The following is a 16,319-nucleotide window of genomic DNA, read 5'->3' on the forward strand; positions in this document are numbered from 1 at the left end:
CGGTCGTCCCGGGCCGGTCCGCCGGTCGTCCCCAGCGACCGCCTCGGACACCCCTGTCACTACTGTGTCTGCGACAGCGAACACCGGCGAAGGAGAGAGGTGTTCGCCGAGGCGTCACGACGGGGAAGGCCGGCCATGGACACACTGCGAGCGGACGACCCGCGGGAGTTGGGTCCCTACCGCCTCCTGCGCAGGCTGGGCGCCGGTGGCATGGGCCGCGTCTACCTCGCCCGGTCGCCCGGCGGCCGCACCGTCGCCGTGAAGGTGGTCCGCCCCGACCTCGCGGCGGACGGCGACTTCCGGGCCCGCTTCCGGCACGAGGTCGAGATCGCGAGGGCGGTCTCCGGCCGGTTCACCGCGCCCGTCGTGGACGCCGACCCGGACGCGCCGCTGCCGTGGCTCGCCACCTCGTACGTCCTCGGGCCCGACCTGACGGACGTGGTCGCCGCCCACGGAGCGCTGCCGGAGCGCACGGTCCGCGCGCTGGCCGCCGGCCTCGCCGCCGCCCTCCGAGACATTCACGCGGCGGGCCTGATCCACCGCGACCTCAAGCCGTCCAACGTCCTGCTGGCGGCCGACGGACCGCGCCTCATCGACTTCGGCATCGCGCGGGCCGTGGACGGCAGCCGGATGACGCAGACCGGCGTGGTGGTCGGCTCTCCCGGTTACATGTCGCCGGAGCAGGCGACGGGCAAGGACGTCGGCACGGCGGGCGACGTGTTCTCGCTGGGCTCCGTGCTCGCCTTCGCGGCGACCGGGCGCAGCGTCTTCGGGGACGGCACGGCCTCGCACGCCGCGCTGCTCTACCGGGTCGTGCACGGCGAGGCCGACCTGACCGGCGTACCCACGTCCCTGCTGGGGCTGATCCGCGCCTGTCTCATCAAGGACCCGGCGCGGCGTCCGGCGCCCGCCGAGATCGTGACCGCGCTGGCCGGGCAGGGCATCGACGCCGCCCTGCACGACTGGCTGCCGTCGGCGGTGGCCTCGACGATCGCGACCCACGCCGCGGGCATCCTGGACCTGGAGGCGCCCGAGACCTCCCCGGACACCCCGCCGACGCGGGCCGCGTTCGGCCCGGCGCCGACGATGACCGGTACGCCGTCCGCCGGTACGCCGTCCGCCGGTACGCCGCCGCACGGGGCACCGCCGGCCGGGACGCCCCACGCCGGGTACGGCACGCCGCCCGCGGGAACGCCGGCACCGGCGCCCGGACACGGCACCCCCCTCCCCGGCACGGTGCGGGTCGGGGCGGGCGGCCCACCCGCGCCGGTCCGCTCCCGGCGCCGGGTGCTCGCCATGGCGCTCGGCGGCGCGGCGGCCGTCGCGGTGGCCGGAGGCGGCACCGCGTGGATGCTCGCCTCCGGGGACGGCGGCTCGGACGGGGCGACGGGCGCCCCGGGCAAGGGCCGTTCGGCCGAGCCCGTGGACGGGACGTTCACGACGCCGCCCGCCGGGGTGGCCCCGCAGCCGCTGTGGCACAAGTCGGCGAAGGAGGACGGCACCAGCCCGGGCGTACCGCTGCTCACCCACGACGGACTGCTCCTGGTCAGCGGCGACCCGCTCGTCGCCTACGACGTCCGCACCGGCAAGGCCCGCTGGAGCAAGCCGGGCATCTGCCGGCCCGGAGCCCAGCTCCTCTTCCACGACGGCAAGGTGTTCCTCGCCGACGGCGACTACGAGGGCGCCCTGGTCGCCTACGACGTCAGGACCGGCGAAGAGACCTGGCGCAGCCGTCTCGGCAAGCAACTGTCCGTCGAGGACACGATCGCCATCGACGACAGGAACGTCTACGTCACGGCGAAGGACCACGGTCAGTCGAAGAGCGCCACCGAGTACCGCACGGCCGTCGCGGCCGTCAGCCACACCACGGGAAGGACCGCGTGGGTCCAGCACCGGGACTGGGGCACCAGGGACTACGACGTCCAGGGCACCGCCTCGGGCACGTACCTGGTCTACGCCGACTCGAACCTCAACCTGACCGTCCGCGACACCGCCACCGGCGGCCAGGTGTGGACCCGGAAGATCGGCGAGGAGTGGTCCTGGCGGCCCACCGTCGCCGGCGGCCTCGTCTTCCTCCCGGGCGACGAACTCCAGGCCCTCGACGTGGAGAACGGCAGCACCGTCTGGACACTCGCCCCGGCCGGCCGCCGCGGCTTCGACAACCCGACGGCCGTCGACGGCGTGCTCTACGTCAGCGACCACGACGACGGCGTATGGGCCGTCGGCGTCAAGACCGGCAAGCGGAACTGGCTCTGCGACGAACTCGACGTCGCGGGCCCCGAGTCGTTCCTGCGCGTGGGCTCGACCCTGTACGGCGCCACCGGCTCCCTCGACGGCGGCATCGTGGCCCTGGAGACACGGACGGGCAGGCTCCGCTGGACGTACACCGACAGCAAGGCCGTCGGCGAGCCCTGGCGGCTCGCCGTCGCGGGCAACCGGCTGATGGCGACGCACGGCCACGAGATCTACGCGCTGCCGGCGGTGTAGCGACGACGACGGGCCGCGGGAACCCTCGTTCCCGCGGCCCGTCGTCGCTCCCGGGCGGCCGGCGCCCGTCACATCGGCGTCGTGACCGTCATGTGCTCCCCACTGCCCAGGTGCAGCATGCCCTTGCCCGGGGTGATCTGGCCGCCGACCATGCTCCGGTTGGTGCGGATGCCGATCAGCTCGCCCGCGGAGCTGTCCTGCGGAGACAGCAGGATGCCGCGGCGGGCCTTCTTCATGTCGACCTGCCAGCCGGAGAAGCCGTCACAGATCTCCTCCTCGTCACCGGCGATGACGACGGCCAGGCCCTCCTCCACACCGCGCTCGACGATGCGCTTGAAGATGTCCTCGGCGTCGCAGTCGTCGTGCACCTCGGCGTCGTCGACCAGGACGACGATCGGCTGCTCGGGAGCGGCCGACTCGATCAGCTCCTCCATCTCGTCCTCGTCGATGTCCCGGCCGGTGAAGACCTTCAGGACGCCTTCCGTCCCCTCCAGCTCGCGCAGGGGGGACGGGCGGGGCGCCGCCAGGATCAGCCGCACGCCCTGCGCGAGGCAGGAGCGCGCGATGTTCAGCAGCACCGTGCTGCGACCGGACTTCGCGGGTCCGCCGATCACGAACGCCGGGACACCCTGGGCGAGGTCGGGACCGAAGGCGGTCAACTCGTCGCCGCCGACGCCCACCAGCGCCCACAGCGGGGAGGCGCTCGCCACCGGGTCGCGCATGGCCCAGGCATCGGCGAAGGAGATCCGGCTGGGCAGGACGTCGACGCGGAAGGGGCGCCGGGAGCGCGGCAGCCCGGCGTCCCGGGCGGTCGCCGCCTCGCCGATCGCGCCGAGCGCGGCGGCCTGACCCTGACCGGTGGTGTCCTCGGCGAGCACGGCGAACTGCGTCTCGGTCGCCGTGCCGCTCGCGAAACCGCGGCCGGGCGGGATCTCCTCGGGGATCTTGCGCGCGTTGATGTCCAGCAACGAGAAGTCGCCGCGGTCCGCGAGGCGCAGACCGTACTTGTCCTCGGTGAGGGAGGAGATCCGCCCCGTCAGCAGCTGACGGTCACCGGTGATCACCAGGTGCAGGCCGACGCTCGCGCCCTCGCGCATCATCGCCATCACCTGGTCGGTGAGGTCACCGTGGTTGTACTCGCCGAGCGTGGGCAGCCAGCCCTCCCACCGGTCCAGGAGGACCACGAGGTGGGGCAGCCGCTCGTCCTCGGCCGCGGCGGCCCGCTGCTCCCCGATGTCGGCATAGCCCTTCTCCGCCAGCAGGTCCTGGCGCCGGTTGAGTTCGCCGGTGAGCCGGTTGAAGAGCCGGATGACCCGCTCCTGCTGGTTACGGCTGACGACCGCGCCGCAGTGCGGCAGCCGGGTCAGCGCGTTCAGGGCGCCGTTGCCGCAGTCGATGCCGTACAGATGGACGTCGGCGCTCGACAGGGTGCGGGCCAGGGAGCCCGCGATGGTGCGCAGCACCTGGGAGCGGCCGCTGCGCGGGGCACCGGCGATGAGCAGGTGCCCGAAGGTGGCGAAGTCGACGGCGACCGGGCGGCGGGCCTGGTCGGCCGGCAGGTCCGCGACGCCGTACGGAGCCGCCGGCAGCGCCCCTTGGCCGCGCACCGGCGGGACGTCGTCCAGCAGCAGCGACTCGTCCAGGGCGGGCAGCCACGGGGAGTGCTGGGCGGGAATGCCGAGGGCCGTGTTGGCCTCCCGGATGGCGTCCACCAGGACCTTGAGGTCGGTGATCTCGTCGTCCTCCCGCGCCTCGGACTTGGGCTTGGCGAGACCGGCCCGTCCCAGGTCCGTCCAGGAGAGCGGCCCCGCCCACGGGGCGAGCGCCGCCGGATCGGCGGCACCGGGCCTGCGGCCACCCACGCGGCCGGACTGGAAGGGGATGAGGGAGGCGTGGCCGAGACGGACGTAGGCGCGGCCCGGCGTGCTCTTGGCGATGTGACCGGCGTCGGGGGCGTCGATGACGTCGGTCGACTCACCGGCGTCGGTCACGCGCAGCGCGATCCGGAGGTTGGTGTTGGCGCGGATCTCGGGCGACACGACACCGCTCGGCCGCTGCGTGGCCAGCAGCAGGTGGATGCCGAGGGAGCGGCCCCGCTGGGCGATGTTGACGAGACCCGTCACGAAGTCGGGCAGGTCGCGCACCATGGACGCGAACTCGTCGATGACGATGAGCAGCCGTGGCATGGGCGCGTGCGAGGGGTCCCGGCGCACCAGATCCTGATAGTCCTCGATGTCCTTGGCGTCGGCGGCGGCGAGGATGTGCTCGCGCCGCTTCAGCTCCGCGCCCAGCGACTCCAGGGCGCGCTCGACCAGGTGCGCGTCGAGGTCGGTGACCATGCCGACGGTGTGCGGGAGTTTGACGCAGTCCTTGAAGGCGGAACCGCCCTTGTAGTCGACGAGGACGAACGTCATGTTCTCGGGCGTGTTGGCGACGGCCAGCGCCGCCACGATGGTCTGGAGCAGTTCCGACTTACCCGAACCGGTCGTACCGGCGATCAGACCGTGCGGGCCGTCGCGCCGCAGGTCGATGCCGAAGGGACCGTCGTACGACTCACCGATGACCGCCATGGTCGACTGACCGCCCATGCGCCAGCGCGCGGCGACGTCGTCCCGCGTCGGGGGCTCCAGCTGGAGCACGTCGAGGAGCCGGCTCGAGGACGGGAGCGCGGAGTCCTCGGTCTCGCCGCTGATGTCGCGCAGCGGCGACAGCGCCCGGGACAGCCGGGCGCACCAGGCGGGGGAGACGAGGTCGGGCCGCACCCCGGACCTGCGCCGGGCGCCGGTCTGCTCGACGCGCAGCCGCAGCTCCAGTGCCCGCTCGGCGGCCTGCTGGGTCTGCTGGGCGCCCTGGTGCCAGGCATGGAAGGAGGGAAAACCGCCGGCGGCGGCCTGCGGCCCGGACTCGCTCGGCCGCGCGGCGACGGTGTCGTCGCGGCGCAGCGGCTCGGCGACGACGAAGGCCTGGCACTCGCCGGGCAGGAAGCGCTCCTCCTCGTCCAGGCAGATCGCGTACATGGCGACCGCCGGCCCTTCCCGCAGCAGTCGGACGACACCCGGCAGCGACCTCAGCCGACGCGACCCGTCCCAGACGACGACGATGTCCGGGTCGGAGAAGGCGGGACCGGCGCCGCCGCGGTTGTTCTCCTTGAGGGCCTTCTGCCGGGCGTCGAGCAGTTGCGTCAGCTCGCCGATCCGGGCGCTCACGGTCTCGGAGTCCGTCCCGACCAGCACGTTGACGTCCTGGCCGCTCACCGGGCGGGCGTGCGGCAGCCAGCGGACCCAGTCCCAGCGCGGCTGTGCGTGGTTCTCGGTGAGCACGTAGAACTGCACGTCCATCGGGCTGTGCAGCACCGCGGTCTGCGCCACGGCCCACCGGGCGAGGGCCTGTGCCGAGTCGCCGGGACCCGCGATACCGACGACGCCCAGGTCCTTCAGGGGCAGCGCGACGGGCGAGTCCTCGATCTCCCAGGTGACCTGGCGCTTGTGATCGTCCTGCTCGGGGTCGTCGAGGACGACTTCGGACGGTACGCGTCCGGTGCCGACCCGCAGGAGCAGGTGGTCGGCGTCCGTGCGCCGCCTCTCCCACAACCGGGTACGGGGGCCGGTGCCGAAGGCGAGCACCGAGGCGGGGTCGGGGATGGCGCTGCGCCGGTCGAGCCGCTCCAGGCGCAGCGCGTCCTGGGCGTCCTTCTCGATCCGCTCCTTGGTCTCCTTGTACTCCTTGACCTGCTTGGCATGGGACTTGCGCCCGTGCTTCTTGTCCATGAAGTAGTTGCCGAAGAGCATGACCGGGCTCAGCAGAGCCATGATCATGTAGTACCAGCGCCCGAAGATCATCACGGACACGACCGCGCCGACCAGCGGGAACAGGGCCATCAGCCAGGGCAGCGGCCGGGCTTCGTACTCGTTGGGCGGAGAGGGCAGCCGAAAGTGCGTCTCGCGCTCCGCCGGCCGCAGGCGCGGAGGCCGGTTGTAGTCGAGCCCGACCCCGTCCTCCGACCACTTCAGTGCGGCGTTGGGAGGGGTGTAGCCGTCGATCTCCAGCAACGTGTTCCCGAGGGCCAGTTGGGACCCGAGGGGCCAGGACCCGCCGTCGAAGTCCTCCCCGTCGAGCCGAGGGTGACCACGGTCGCCCCCTTCCTTCTGCTCCCTCTCCTTCCCCCCTTCGCTCCCCTTCCGCTGACGCCCCTTCTTCCCCTTCCCCTTCTCCTTCTCTCTCTCCTTTTCCTTCTCCCTGTCCCCGGTGCTCTTCTTCTCGACGCCGTGGAGGGTGACGTCGCAGGTGCCGTCCATGGCGATGGACAACGTGGCGGCCCGTGCGGCGAGTTCGGGGTCGTCGATGCGGATGTGAGCGGCGGGGCCGCTGCCGATGTCGTACCGACCGACACCCAGCCGGTGTACGACCCCGGCGGCGGGACCCCCCGCCACCCGGAACTCCACGACACCGGTCGGCTCCCCGGGCACGCAGCCGGCCGGATCGTGCAGGCTGACGACGGCGCCCTCGCGCAGCGGCGAGCCGACGATGTTGGCGTCGGGATCGAGGGCGTAGCCGTCGACGAACGCCTGCGGTGCGCCGCCGGGGCCGGTACGCCCGCCGATGGGGATGATCTCCGCACCACCGGCGACACCGACATGGCGTGCCAACTCCCGAGTGATGTCGCCGACCGACGACTCCGGATCGGCGTCGAGCACCACATCGGCGCTGGCTCCGCCGACCGGGTCGACGACGGTCAGACTCAGGCGCACGTTCGTCCTCCTCGCTGGGCTGAGGCCGCCCCCGGAACGCTGAACACAGTGCAGCGACCTTAGCCGCCGCACCTTTCCCCTGTGCAACGGGATGCACACCGTCACCGCCGTCGCGGACCCGTCCGGGACGCGCACTGGTTCACGCTTCCCTTGCCGGGCATCCCTGTCATCCCAACAGCCCCACCCGTAAGATCTTTGCTCATGCGGACCGTCGGCGGACGTCCGGACGGATCGCGTCAGTCAAGCCACGGGGGAAGGCCCTGCGGCGACCAACGGGAGGGAGAGCCGTCATGGCCAAGGACGCAGACCTTACATACGCCGAGATGGAGAAGAAGGCCACCGACCTCATCAAGGCGATGGGCGACATGGAAGACATGTTGAAGGCCATCGAGAAGGGCGTCGAGGAGCTGGTGGCCAACGGCTTCACCACGCAGAAGGCCTCCGGCGCCTACGACGAGTCCATCAAGGACTTCACCAAGGGCGCGGCCAAGACCGTGAAGGGCCTCGAGGGCCTGTCCAAGTTCCTCACCAACGCGAAGAAGGCGTACGAGGACCTGGACGACCAGCTGGCGAAGAGCGCCAAGGGCTGAACTTCCGGTACCAGCCCGCCGAGTGAGTCGGGGGTGCGAGGTAAGCATCAGCTTCGCTCGCACCCCCGTCTTCAAGATCCGGTGCTCTTCGTCTCGTGGTTCGCAGCATCGAGCGCCAGGTGCTTGTGGAGGCTGCTGCCCATTTCCTCGGTCGTCAGGACGATCCATGAGCCGTCCTTGAAGCGGAGGAGCAGCTTGTTGCTCTCGAACTCGGGGAGCGGATCTGTCAGTTCGCCTACGTCACCAGGGATCTCGGCGACGACTACCATGCGGCTTTCCGCGCGGAAGGAGACCCGCTTGGGCGGAGCGGCCAGTAGGACCCGGCCCTCGGAGAGCGCGACATACCGCTTGTGATGGGAGGAATGGCCATACCACCGCAGTAGGAACTGGCCGGCTGCGCCGTTCCAGTCTCCGTCGAAGGTCTGGTTCAAGCCGAGTTCGACTATGGCGGTGTCTCGCCGCTTGGCGTCGAGGTCTTCGGTACGCAGACGTTCGCGTTCCTCCCCAGTGGCCAGCCACTTCTTGAGTACCTCCTCACCGGAAGCGAGCAGGAGCAGGAAACCAAGAATGAGTAGGAACGGGGAAGCAAGTACGAGAGTGAGCAACCTCAGGGGTCGGATGAAGCCCGGCCTGAGCGCTCCGTTTCCGGCGTTGCGATGGACATCCGGGGGAGGCTTGGGAATTTTGCCGATCTCGCACCAAGATCCGGCGTCCGGGGTGATGCCGAGGCGGCTCTGGAGCAGGTGGTCCTTGCTGCTGGACAAGTCACTTCCCTCCGCGCTGTGTACGTGGCCGTGCCCTGCCATATTCTCTCATGTCTCACGCTGGAGGTAGCAATGGCCGACAGAACAGCATTCGACCTGGACATAATCAAGGACTGCTCTCGGAGTCTGAAAAAGATTCATCGCGAGTTCGAAGAACACGGAAACCCGGCCGATGAGTACGAGGATGAACTGGGTCATAGCGGCCTGAAGGACGCTTTTGACGAATTCGGCAGTACTTGGAAGAAGACGCGCAAGAAGCTCGCGAAGGAACTTGAGAAGCTCGCCGAGTACACGGCCGCAGCAGCCAAGAGCTACGAAGACATCGACCACGAACTGGCCAAGGCCCTCGCCGAGGCCCGAGGGAAGGGGAAGAAGTGAGCAGGCGCTCCAGTGACTGGCCGCCCCTGTGGGACAACGACCCGACACCGGGAGATCCCGAGGAGGTCGCGGCTCTGGGCAGGAAGTTGCGGAAGATGGCAGACATGATTGATGAGCAGGCTGGTGCCATCAAAGCGCTGTCTTCCGTCGACGGCTGGGACAGTGACGCAGGACGCGCGTTCAATGAGATCGCCGACGGAGCGGGCGATCGCCTCAAAAAAGCCTTTGAGCGTTATGACGAAGCGGCCAAGGCGCTGGGCACTAAAGTTGCCGATGGTGAATCAAATGAATACGCCGGTGAGCTCTACAGGGCTCAGCGCAAGGCCGACAAAGCGCTGAAGGACTACAGAGAAGCAGAATCCGATCACGACATCGCTGATCGTGAGGTGAAGAAATTCACCGAAAAATACCCTCTGGTCAGTGACATACCGGAGAAGGATCGTGCGGAATATGAAAGGTGGAAAGAGAAACGCGCTGACGCCCTCTCGCGGATTGGCGGCGCACGAAAAGATGTGAAAGATGCGCGAGATATATATGACGACGCCGGTGATCGTGCGGCCCGTCGGATCAGATACGTGGCGCATCATGACGACGTCCGAGACCCGGGGGGTTTTATGAATCTCCTTGCCGACTGGGCGGACGGCCTTTCCAACCTGTCGGCGGCGTTGTCAATTCTGACAGTAATTTGCGCTTTCGTTCCTCCTCTGCAGGTCCTCGTACCCGCGCTTGCGACTCTCGCGGTGATTACCAGTGCATTGGCATTGGCAGGGCACGCGTATGACATGAAAGTTCGTGGAGGGAAGGTGGATTGGCTCAGGCTTGGAACTGACCTCCTCGGGGTTCTTCCAGGTCTGGGAGCCCTTAAGGGGTTCACGGCCCTCAAGGGACTTAAAGGCCTCTCGAAGCTCAAGGGGTTCGGAAAGGGTTTTGAGGGAGGCGCAGCGCTACGTGGAGTGGGAGACAACTTCCTTAACGGGTTCAGCGTCAAGCTGACTAATAAGACCCTCGATTATGGTCTCAAGCTGGGCAACAAGCTCAAGGTACCCAGCCTTCCGGCCGCTATGATCCCCATCGAGGGCAGACGGATCACCGGAATCGTGAAGGGTATTGGTTTCGCCAGCGCGTTGAATCGGTTTCTCGATGGGGAGAATGGCGAAAGAACTGGGTATGTGCCTCCGGCGGGAGAGAAATCGCCCACTCCCACTCCGGGGCCCACTCCCTCAGCGCCTCCCAAGCAGCCGGAGTCGCCCGTCACGACGCCACCTGCTCCCTCCCCCGGGCCGTTTCATGCAGCCTTGGCTGCATGAACGAAAATGCTGCAATTGAATCACGCGATCGCAGGGAGGATCTGTGGACGATTCCACTGAGCTTGGTGAGTGGGAGTTCATCGGCCGGCGAGGAGGGGCAGTCTCGCGGCTCGTACCAGGTGAGGTTCTCTATGCGGACCCACAGGTCAAGGTGCGTGCCCAGACAGCGGCGCAGGAACTCCTGTTCGACTTCACTGATGACCGGGCTGTGCTGAGCATGCTCCGATCTCGGCACGACGACGAAGAGGCGATGTTTGCCACCGGGGCGAGGTGGGGGGTCCCGCTCGCGGTGATCGGCCTGTTCGCGGTCATTTACTGGGCTGGAGTGGCCAGATATTGGGAATCGAGTGCGGCAAGAAGCGGATATCTCGCAGTCGCATCGCTTCTTATTCTCCTCCTGGCCTTCTTCTTCGTTCGCGGTGCGGTCAAGATCTGGGGGGACAGGTCTCGCCAGAACTTGCGAGCCCGTGCCCACAAGTATCGCGAGTTGACGCACGCTGCGCGTAGGGCCGGAGTGGATCTGCCCAGCCATTATCCACACTACGGACCGTATCCTTTCGCGGCCAACTTTCATCGACAAACGGCTCTTGCTGAATCAGACGAAGAGGGGGAGCGTTGACCGCTGCCGAGTTGGAGAGAGAGATTGGGGCGTCGAATGTGGGTAGTGGGATCAACGTCCGATGGATCATGCCGGAAGGGATGTTTGAATTTCCGGTAGACGCTGAGGACCTGGACGAGACCGCCGAGCGCCTGGTCGAGCTGGCCCGCACGGTCATGCCGGAGGCGAGTTTTGAGATGCAGCTCGAGTGGGCGCTGATGGTGGCCGCTCATTACGATTCCTTTGTAGAGGCCGGGGTCCAGTATTCAGGCTTCGTCATCACGGACGTGGAGGGTGCCCGATGCACCGCCACGGTGACCGTGTGCCTTTCTGACCTCGACGAAAGTGCGGGCCTGAGGCCTGTCGGTTTTATCGGGTCGGCAATGCGGCATCTCGACATCGGTCAAGTCAGCGAGATAGAGCTGCCCTGCGGTCCTGCGGTCTCCTGCATCGGCACACGCAAGGCCAACCTCGACGGGAGTCTGACGCTTTCCGGGCAGGGTGAGCCTGTATGGACGTCCTTCATTCAGGTTCAGGTTCCCTTGAGCAACGGCACTCTGTTGACGCTGGAAATGAGCACCCCGAACCGAGAGGGCTGGGACGTCTTCTCGTCCATGTTCGCCGGTGTTGTAAAGAGCGTCCGGTTCTTTGACGATGCAGGTAACCCTATGGTGATGCCTGGATGAAGCCCAGGTTCGAGGGTGTCCACCTGTTCCATGCCGGCGGAGTGATGCTCGTAACCCCCAAGGTGGCGGCATGACCGCGTCCGCACCCGAAACCCCGCCGTCGGACTACCGCATTCTTGTTCCTCGCGAGTGGTTTCATGTCGACCTCACGCAGGATCGCTGGCGGGGACAGTTGAAAACCTATGTGGACCGAGAGTTCGCCGGGAGCCGCACTGCCTCTGATGTGTCCCGCAATGTCTGGGTCAGTCTTCGCAACATGGTCGAGAAAGGTCTGGCGCGCGGAGCGCTAGAGTTCTTTCTCTGCACAGAAGTTCCCGGGGGAGCGGGCCTCGAACCAGCATCCCTGTTGATTTCGTGGCCGCCGGTTCGTCGCGGTGCGGCTCCGACGGCGGAGGAATTCGCAAGCGTCTTCAGTGAACGCAAGGGTCCAGGGTGTGATGTCGACGTGATCGACATGTCGGCAGGACGTACGGTACGCATCCGAACCGTGACCACTATCGACTATCACGTTCAGATCCCTGGCGAAGCGGGCTTCCTGCACCTGGCCTTCTCCATCCCGCTGAGTGGTACGGAAAGCCCCATGGGCAATCTCTGTGACGCCATGGCTCATTCTCTGAGATGGGTCCCAGGTCGGTGACCGTGGGGGTCGGCCTGTCAAGCGCTGCCTCCGCTCACCCTCGACTACCGATTTCCGGTCCAGGGACCGAGGCTGACTTGGACATGGATGGGCGGTGAGGGCAATGGCGACTGATATCAGCGGCTGTGGCATCGTGCTCCCGGCCGACTGGGTGTCGCTCCCGGTCGAGCCGTCGGACGATGTCCGGGGCTGGTCGAAGACCACTGCGGTGGAGCTTCGGGATCGAAGCAGGGCAGCGGGTTACGACATCGACAAGGCGACTCTGCGGAAGGATCTGCGGTCCCGGGCCGAGGACAGCCGAAGTCGCGAACCCGTCCACGCCTTCGCTCTTTACCCCGACGGTTTCGACTTTGCCCTCGCGATCCTGGAGGTCTCCCTGATCTATCCCGACGACACAGTCCCTGAGATCACTCTGGACTGGCTGGCAGAGACCTTCAGCGCCGACGATTTCGGTCCCCCGGAGATCTCCCGCGCTGACCTGCCGATCGGCCCTGCCGTGCGCATCAGACAGAACTTCGCCTCCGGTACTCGTTCACGGCGCCGCCCGGGGATCCTTATGGAAACACTGACATACGGGGTTCTGCCGACCGGTGCCGAGTCTGCGCTGATGATGCTCATGTCGTGGACTCTGCCGGGATTGTCGGAGGAGATGGAGACAGCCGCAGACAGTATTGCGGAGACGTTGGCAGTGGACATCTGAGCCCTGCACCGCGTCGGCATGCCGAGCGGCCGGACTCATGGGGGGGCGGGGCGTGGGGTTTCGCCGTCCGCAGCCGTGCATACGTCTGCGGACGGTTCCGGGATGCGGCTGGCCATGCTCCAGATGGCACAGCCGGCCTCAGGTACGAGTCGTCACTGTGGGGTGCTTCGCGAGGCAGGTGCAGCTCATCAGCGATTGACTGCCTGGATTTCTTGGACAGTGACGGCCTGCGTGGTGCCGAAGGTCCCGTCCGGCAGGTCACCCCCCGTGCCGCCGGAACCGGTCCAGGCGACCTCCCAGGTGACCGTGGCCTGCAGGTCGAAGGTGCTGTCTCCGGAGGAGCGGAGGTACTTGATGCCACAAGGCGGGTCCTGGTTCGCCTTGCCCGTGGCGTAGGGCTCTCCGATGGAACCGTCGTCGTTGATCGTGCACTCGCCGGAGGCGGGGTACAGCTCGGCGTCGGGCGTGCCGGGTTCGATCTTGAGGGAGACCGGCTTGGCGGTGGTGGTCGCCTGGATGTGCACGCCTCCGACGTCGAGCGAGGCCGTGACCGACACCTCGTCGAACTTCGCCTTGTCGAGCCATGCCCAGGTGGGCAGGTTGACCTTCGTCGCGTTCGCGGGGGCCAGGGTGACCGCGGTGTCGGGGACCTTGATCCGTGCGTAGGCGAGTTGAGCGAGAACCTCCGGGGTGACGGCGTTCTCCACGTTCGGCGGCTCACCGTTCTCGACCCAGAACGTCTTGGTGTCACAGGCGAAGGCCGCCGGGTCGCCTGCTTCGGCGCGTGTCTCGTCCCGGACCGCGTCCCACCAGAGGCCCTTGCCGGCTTCCTTCTTGTTGAAGTCCTCGTACGGCTTTCCGTTGATGTAGTGGTCCTGGGAGAGCCGGTACGCCTCTCCCACTCCACTCGCGTGCGGTATGTCCCAGCGTTCACGGAACTCGTCGGCGAATTGGTCCGGAGTCCACTTGGGCTCGTACCAGCAGGCGGGTGGGGACCAGTCAGCAGCCGGCGTGAAGGTGCCGGAGGCTTCTCCTCCGCTCCCTCCGGTGGCACCGGTGAAGACGATGCGCGACTCCAGTGTCCGGCCGCCGTCCTTGTCGTTGTTTCCTTCGACATCGAACTGGGAGCCGCCGGGGTCCTTGGCGGCCGCATCGCCGGCCGTGGCGAGGACGCAGGCGCAGGCGAGCACCGCCACCGACGTCAGGAAGCCGCCCTTCCTCACTGAACGCATGTCTCACTCCCCCGGACGGAGGTGCCGTCGGTGGTCTGCCAGACACCCTGTTCGTTCTTCTCCAGCCTGGTGTTGTACAGCACGTAGGAATCGGCCGAGGCCGGACTCTTGTCGACCTTTCCGGTCTTGCGATCCTTGTTGTAGGCCTTGGTCTCATCGGCGCAGAAGGAGACGCCGGCCGACTTGTCGTCGAAGAGCTCGACCTTGGGGTCGAAGTACCGGGTCGTGCCGGTGTAGGTGATCCCGGCGTCGAGCCACTTCTGCACCCACTTCACGGACGTGGTGAGCGCCTTGCCCTCGTAGTAGAACGTCAGACCGGGCGTGTCCGTCTTGCCCTGCGTGATGGCGTCGTTCATCGCGGTCTGCGCTCGTGCGGCGTCGGAGAGAACGGCGTCCTTGGCCGTGTCACCCGTCTCCCACTTCTCGAAGACGTCCTCGACGCCCTTCGGGAGAGTGATCTCAGGACGGTTCGCCGGGTCCGACGCCGTAGGGCTCGGCGCTGCGGCAGAGGACGAGCTTCCGGTGTCCGCACCGGCGATTTTCTCGTCCTTGGATGCGTCGTCCCCGCCGCCGCAGGCGGTCAGGAGCAGCGCTGCCGTTGCAGCGACCGTGGTGGCAACGGGCAAGGAACGGCGCTTCACAGTGGACTCCCCGTGAGACAAAGTGTGGGTCAAGAGGTCTGACGGTAGTAGTGGGGTCACTGGTTTCGCCAGCGCGAACTTCGTCGAGAACCTGGACATTGCCGGGCGTATCGCCGATCGGTCGGTCTGCCGTGCCCGGTCCGTGCCCGGTCCGTGTCCGGATCTGTGGCCGGTCACGGCCATCAACAGAAAGTGGCGTCGGCAGCACGCTCGTTAGGGTGTCCCGGGTCAGGTGGTGTGACGGAGGGGCGAGGGCACGTGGCAGTGGGCACAGCCAGGGATGAGCCGACCGCGCCGGTCTGGTGGCGTACCGATGTCGTCCGCTGGTTGCTGTTCAGCCTCGTATGCGCCGGTGGCTCGTTGGGCTTGTCCTGGGTGGGGCCGGTTGTTCCGCTGCCGGCTCCCTTGAGGGGGACAGCGCTGCTCCTGGCGTTCCTCGTGCTGCCGCTGGCCTCGTCGCTGGTGCCGGTGCTGTTTCTGCGGCGGGTGCCGCGCAGGCAGCGCAAGATGGCGTGGCAGCTGATCGTGCCGCTCATGGCCGGGGTGGCCATGGGGATCTTCGGGAAGGCCGCGGGTGATGAGGTGGCGCTGGCGGACCGGGGTGTGTGGACCGAGGCGGTGGTCGTCCGCATGGACGACAGCGGCACCAACCATTGCGACCTGCGTGCGGTCGACGGCGGTGAGATCACACCCTCGCTTTCCGAGGGCGACGGTTGTCATGACTGGGTGTCGAAGGGCGACCGGCTGCGCGTGCGGTACGACCCCGCAGGCATCGCAAGTCCGACGGACGATCCGCACGGCGGCTCGGACGGAGCGTTCCTCGGGACCCTGTTCGCCGTGGCCGTGGTGATGGGCACCTGGGGCGGGGTGCGGCAGAGTCGATGGGACCGGGCGTATGACGGGAGGTGAGCGGGTGTCGGGAGAGACAGAGGGCGACGTCGTCCGGCTGCGGAAGCGGGACGTGGTCGGGCTGCTGGGGTGCCTCGTGGTGGGCGGAGCGGTGCTGGTCTTCGCCATCGGGGGCACGCGGTGGTACTCGCGGCACATCGCGCCGGTTGTGTATGACCTGCCCGGTGGCTCCTGGACGGTCGGGGCGGGGCTGGGGCTGCTCAGCCTCGTCGGGTGGGCCGGTCTTCTCGCGGACCGGTTCGGCGACGCGGTCGGCACGAGTGGGGCGTCGCGGGCGGCCGATGTCGTGGCCCGAGTGGGGTGCGGCGCGGCCGCGGTGGCGCCGATCGTGTTTCTGGTCAGTGGCCTCCAGGGGAGGAACTGCCGGTCGTACGAGTCAGGTTGCGCGTACATCTCCGGGACCGGTCCGGCAGTGCTCGTGTACGTCGCCGTCACGGGTGGACTGGGCTGGCTCTTCTACCGTCGGCGGCGCGCCGTCCTCGACGAGCGCCGTGCGCGGGAGCGGGATCGTCTGCGGAAGCTGCGCAAGAAGGGCAAGGGAAAGAGCCGCCGCGCTGCCGCCGGGCGGTAAGCGGTGATCGGCTCCGGGCTCTCGTCTCTCCTCGGATCGGCGTCAGACGCGATGCGGGGCAGCGGTCCGGA

14 protein-coding genes are annotated in these 16,319 nt (G+C 67.8%); 10 read left to right on the plus strand and 4 right to left on the minus strand.

What is annotated here, in order from left to right; translation table 11 throughout:
- Nucleotides 1–135 precede the first annotated feature (135 nt).
- A complete protein-coding gene (locus ACFZP7_RS20105; protein ID WP_385635073.1) occupies nt 136–2,487 on the plus strand; it encodes a protein kinase domain-containing protein in 2,352 nt (783 codons plus the stop codon).
- Nucleotides 2,488–2,555: 68 nt separating this feature from the next.
- On the opposite strand, the gene ACFZP7_RS20110 is transcribed toward ACFZP7_RS20105, so the two are convergent.
- The gene (locus ACFZP7_RS20110; protein WP_385635075.1) at nt 2,556–7,235 is read right to left on the minus strand and encodes an FtsK/SpoIIIE domain-containing protein; all 4,680 of its coding nucleotides are present in this window, start codon (nt 7,233–7,235) and stop codon (nt 2,556–2,558) included.
- Nucleotides 7,236–7,525: 290 nt separating this feature from the next.
- Here ACFZP7_RS20110 and ACFZP7_RS20115 point away from each other — a divergent pair, with 290 nt between their 5' ends.
- Nucleotides 7,526–7,825 carry a WXG100 family type VII secretion target gene (locus ACFZP7_RS20115; RefSeq protein WP_259446648.1) on the plus strand — a complete coding sequence of 100 codons (300 nt, stop codon included), beginning with the start codon at nt 7,526–7,528 and terminating at the stop codon, nt 7,823–7,825.
- A gap of 71 nt (nt 7,826–7,896) precedes the next feature.
- Here the strand turns inward: ACFZP7_RS20115 and ACFZP7_RS20120 are convergent, their stop codons facing one another.
- Nucleotides 7,897–8,589, minus strand: coding sequence for a hypothetical protein (locus ACFZP7_RS20120; protein ID WP_127438451.1), 693 nt, complete (start codon nt 8,587–8,589; stop codon nt 7,897–7,899).
- A gap of 72 nt (nt 8,590–8,661) precedes the next feature.
- Here ACFZP7_RS20120 and ACFZP7_RS20125 point away from each other — a divergent pair, with 72 nt between their 5' ends.
- The 6 genes from ACFZP7_RS20125 (at nt 8,662) to ACFZP7_RS20150 (ending at nt 12,895) form a co-directional block, all read left to right on the plus strand.
- The gene (locus tag ACFZP7_RS20125; RefSeq protein ID WP_127438450.1) at nt 8,662–8,967 is read left to right on the plus strand and encodes a hypothetical protein; all 306 of its coding nucleotides are present in this window, start codon (nt 8,662–8,664) and stop codon (nt 8,965–8,967) included.
- Nucleotides 8,964–10,274, plus strand: a complete 1,311-nt coding sequence (locus tag ACFZP7_RS20130) for a putative T7SS-secreted protein (protein ID WP_385635078.1) — start codon at nt 8,964–8,966, stop codon at nt 10,272–10,274. The genes ACFZP7_RS20125 and ACFZP7_RS20130 overlap by 4 nt, the downstream gene beginning before the upstream one ends.
- 43 nt (nt 10,275–10,317) lie before the next feature.
- Nucleotides 10,318–10,893 (plus strand): hypothetical protein, encoded by a 576-nt coding sequence (locus ACFZP7_RS20135; RefSeq protein ID WP_385635080.1) that lies wholly within the window; start codon nt 10,318–10,320, stop codon nt 10,891–10,893.
- Complete coding sequence (locus ACFZP7_RS20140; protein ID WP_385635082.1) at nt 10,890–11,558, plus strand: hypothetical protein; 669 nt, start codon at nt 10,890–10,892, stop codon at nt 11,556–11,558. The genes ACFZP7_RS20135 and ACFZP7_RS20140 overlap by 4 nt, the downstream gene beginning before the upstream one ends.
- A 70-nt stretch (nt 11,559–11,628) precedes the next feature.
- Nucleotides 11,629–12,195, plus strand: coding sequence for a hypothetical protein (locus ACFZP7_RS20145; RefSeq protein ID WP_385635084.1), 567 nt, complete (start codon nt 11,629–11,631; stop codon nt 12,193–12,195).
- A gap of 103 nt (nt 12,196–12,298) precedes the next feature.
- Complete coding sequence (locus tag ACFZP7_RS20150; protein ID WP_210903596.1) at nt 12,299–12,895, plus strand: hypothetical protein; 597 nt, start codon at nt 12,299–12,301, stop codon at nt 12,893–12,895.
- 188 nt (nt 12,896–13,083) lie between these two features.
- On the opposite strand, the gene ACFZP7_RS20155 is transcribed toward ACFZP7_RS20150, so the two are convergent.
- Complete coding sequence (locus ACFZP7_RS20155) at nt 13,084–14,127, minus strand: hypothetical protein (protein WP_385635086.1); 1,044 nt, start codon at nt 14,125–14,127, stop codon at nt 13,084–13,086.
- On the minus strand, nt 14,115–14,768 hold the full coding sequence (locus ACFZP7_RS20160; RefSeq protein ID WP_307852387.1) for a hypothetical protein: 654 nt from the start codon (nt 14,766–14,768) through the stop codon (nt 14,115–14,117). The genes ACFZP7_RS20155 and ACFZP7_RS20160 overlap by 13 nt, the downstream gene beginning before the upstream one ends.
- Nucleotides 14,769–15,026: 258 nt before the next feature.
- On the opposite strand from ACFZP7_RS20160, the gene ACFZP7_RS20165 reads away from it, so the two are divergent.
- Both ACFZP7_RS20165 and ACFZP7_RS20170 read left to right on the plus strand, forming a co-directional pair.
- Nucleotides 15,027–15,677, plus strand: a complete 651-nt coding sequence (locus ACFZP7_RS20165; RefSeq protein ID WP_385635088.1) for a hypothetical protein — start codon at nt 15,027–15,029, stop codon at nt 15,675–15,677.
- A gap of 4 nt (nt 15,678–15,681) precedes the next feature.
- Nucleotides 15,682–16,248, plus strand: coding sequence for a hypothetical protein (locus ACFZP7_RS20170; protein WP_385635090.1), 567 nt, complete (start codon nt 15,682–15,684; stop codon nt 16,246–16,248).
- Nucleotides 16,249–16,319 lie beyond the last annotated feature (71 nt).

This window comes from Streptomyces sp. SudanB5_2050, assembly GCF_964272335.1.
GTDB classification, from domain to species: Bacteria; Actinomycetota; Actinomycetes; order Streptomycetales; family Streptomycetaceae; genus Streptomyces; species Streptomyces rochei.

Bases quoted from the DNA above. Each gene is read 5' to 3' on its own strand.
- ACFZP7_RS20155 (WP_385635086.1), bottom strand. From the start codon at position 14,127: ATGCGTTCAGTGAGGAAGGGCGGCTTCCTGACGTCGGTGGCGGTGCTC.
- ACFZP7_RS20125 (WP_127438450.1), top strand. From the start codon at position 8,662: ATGGCCGACAGAACAGCATTCGACCTGGACATAATCAAGGACTGCTCT.
- ACFZP7_RS20145 (WP_385635084.1), top strand. From the start codon at position 11,629: ATGACCGCGTCCGCACCCGAAACCCCGCCGTCGGACTACCGCATTCTT.
- ACFZP7_RS20150 (WP_210903596.1), top strand. From the start codon at position 12,299: ATGGCGACTGATATCAGCGGCTGTGGCATCGTGCTCCCGGCCGACTGG.
- ACFZP7_RS20105 (WP_385635073.1), top strand. From the start codon at position 136: ATGGACACACTGCGAGCGGACGACCCGCGGGAGTTGGGTCCCTACCGC.
- ACFZP7_RS20115 (WP_259446648.1), top strand. From the start codon at position 7,526: ATGGCCAAGGACGCAGACCTTACATACGCCGAGATGGAGAAGAAGGCC.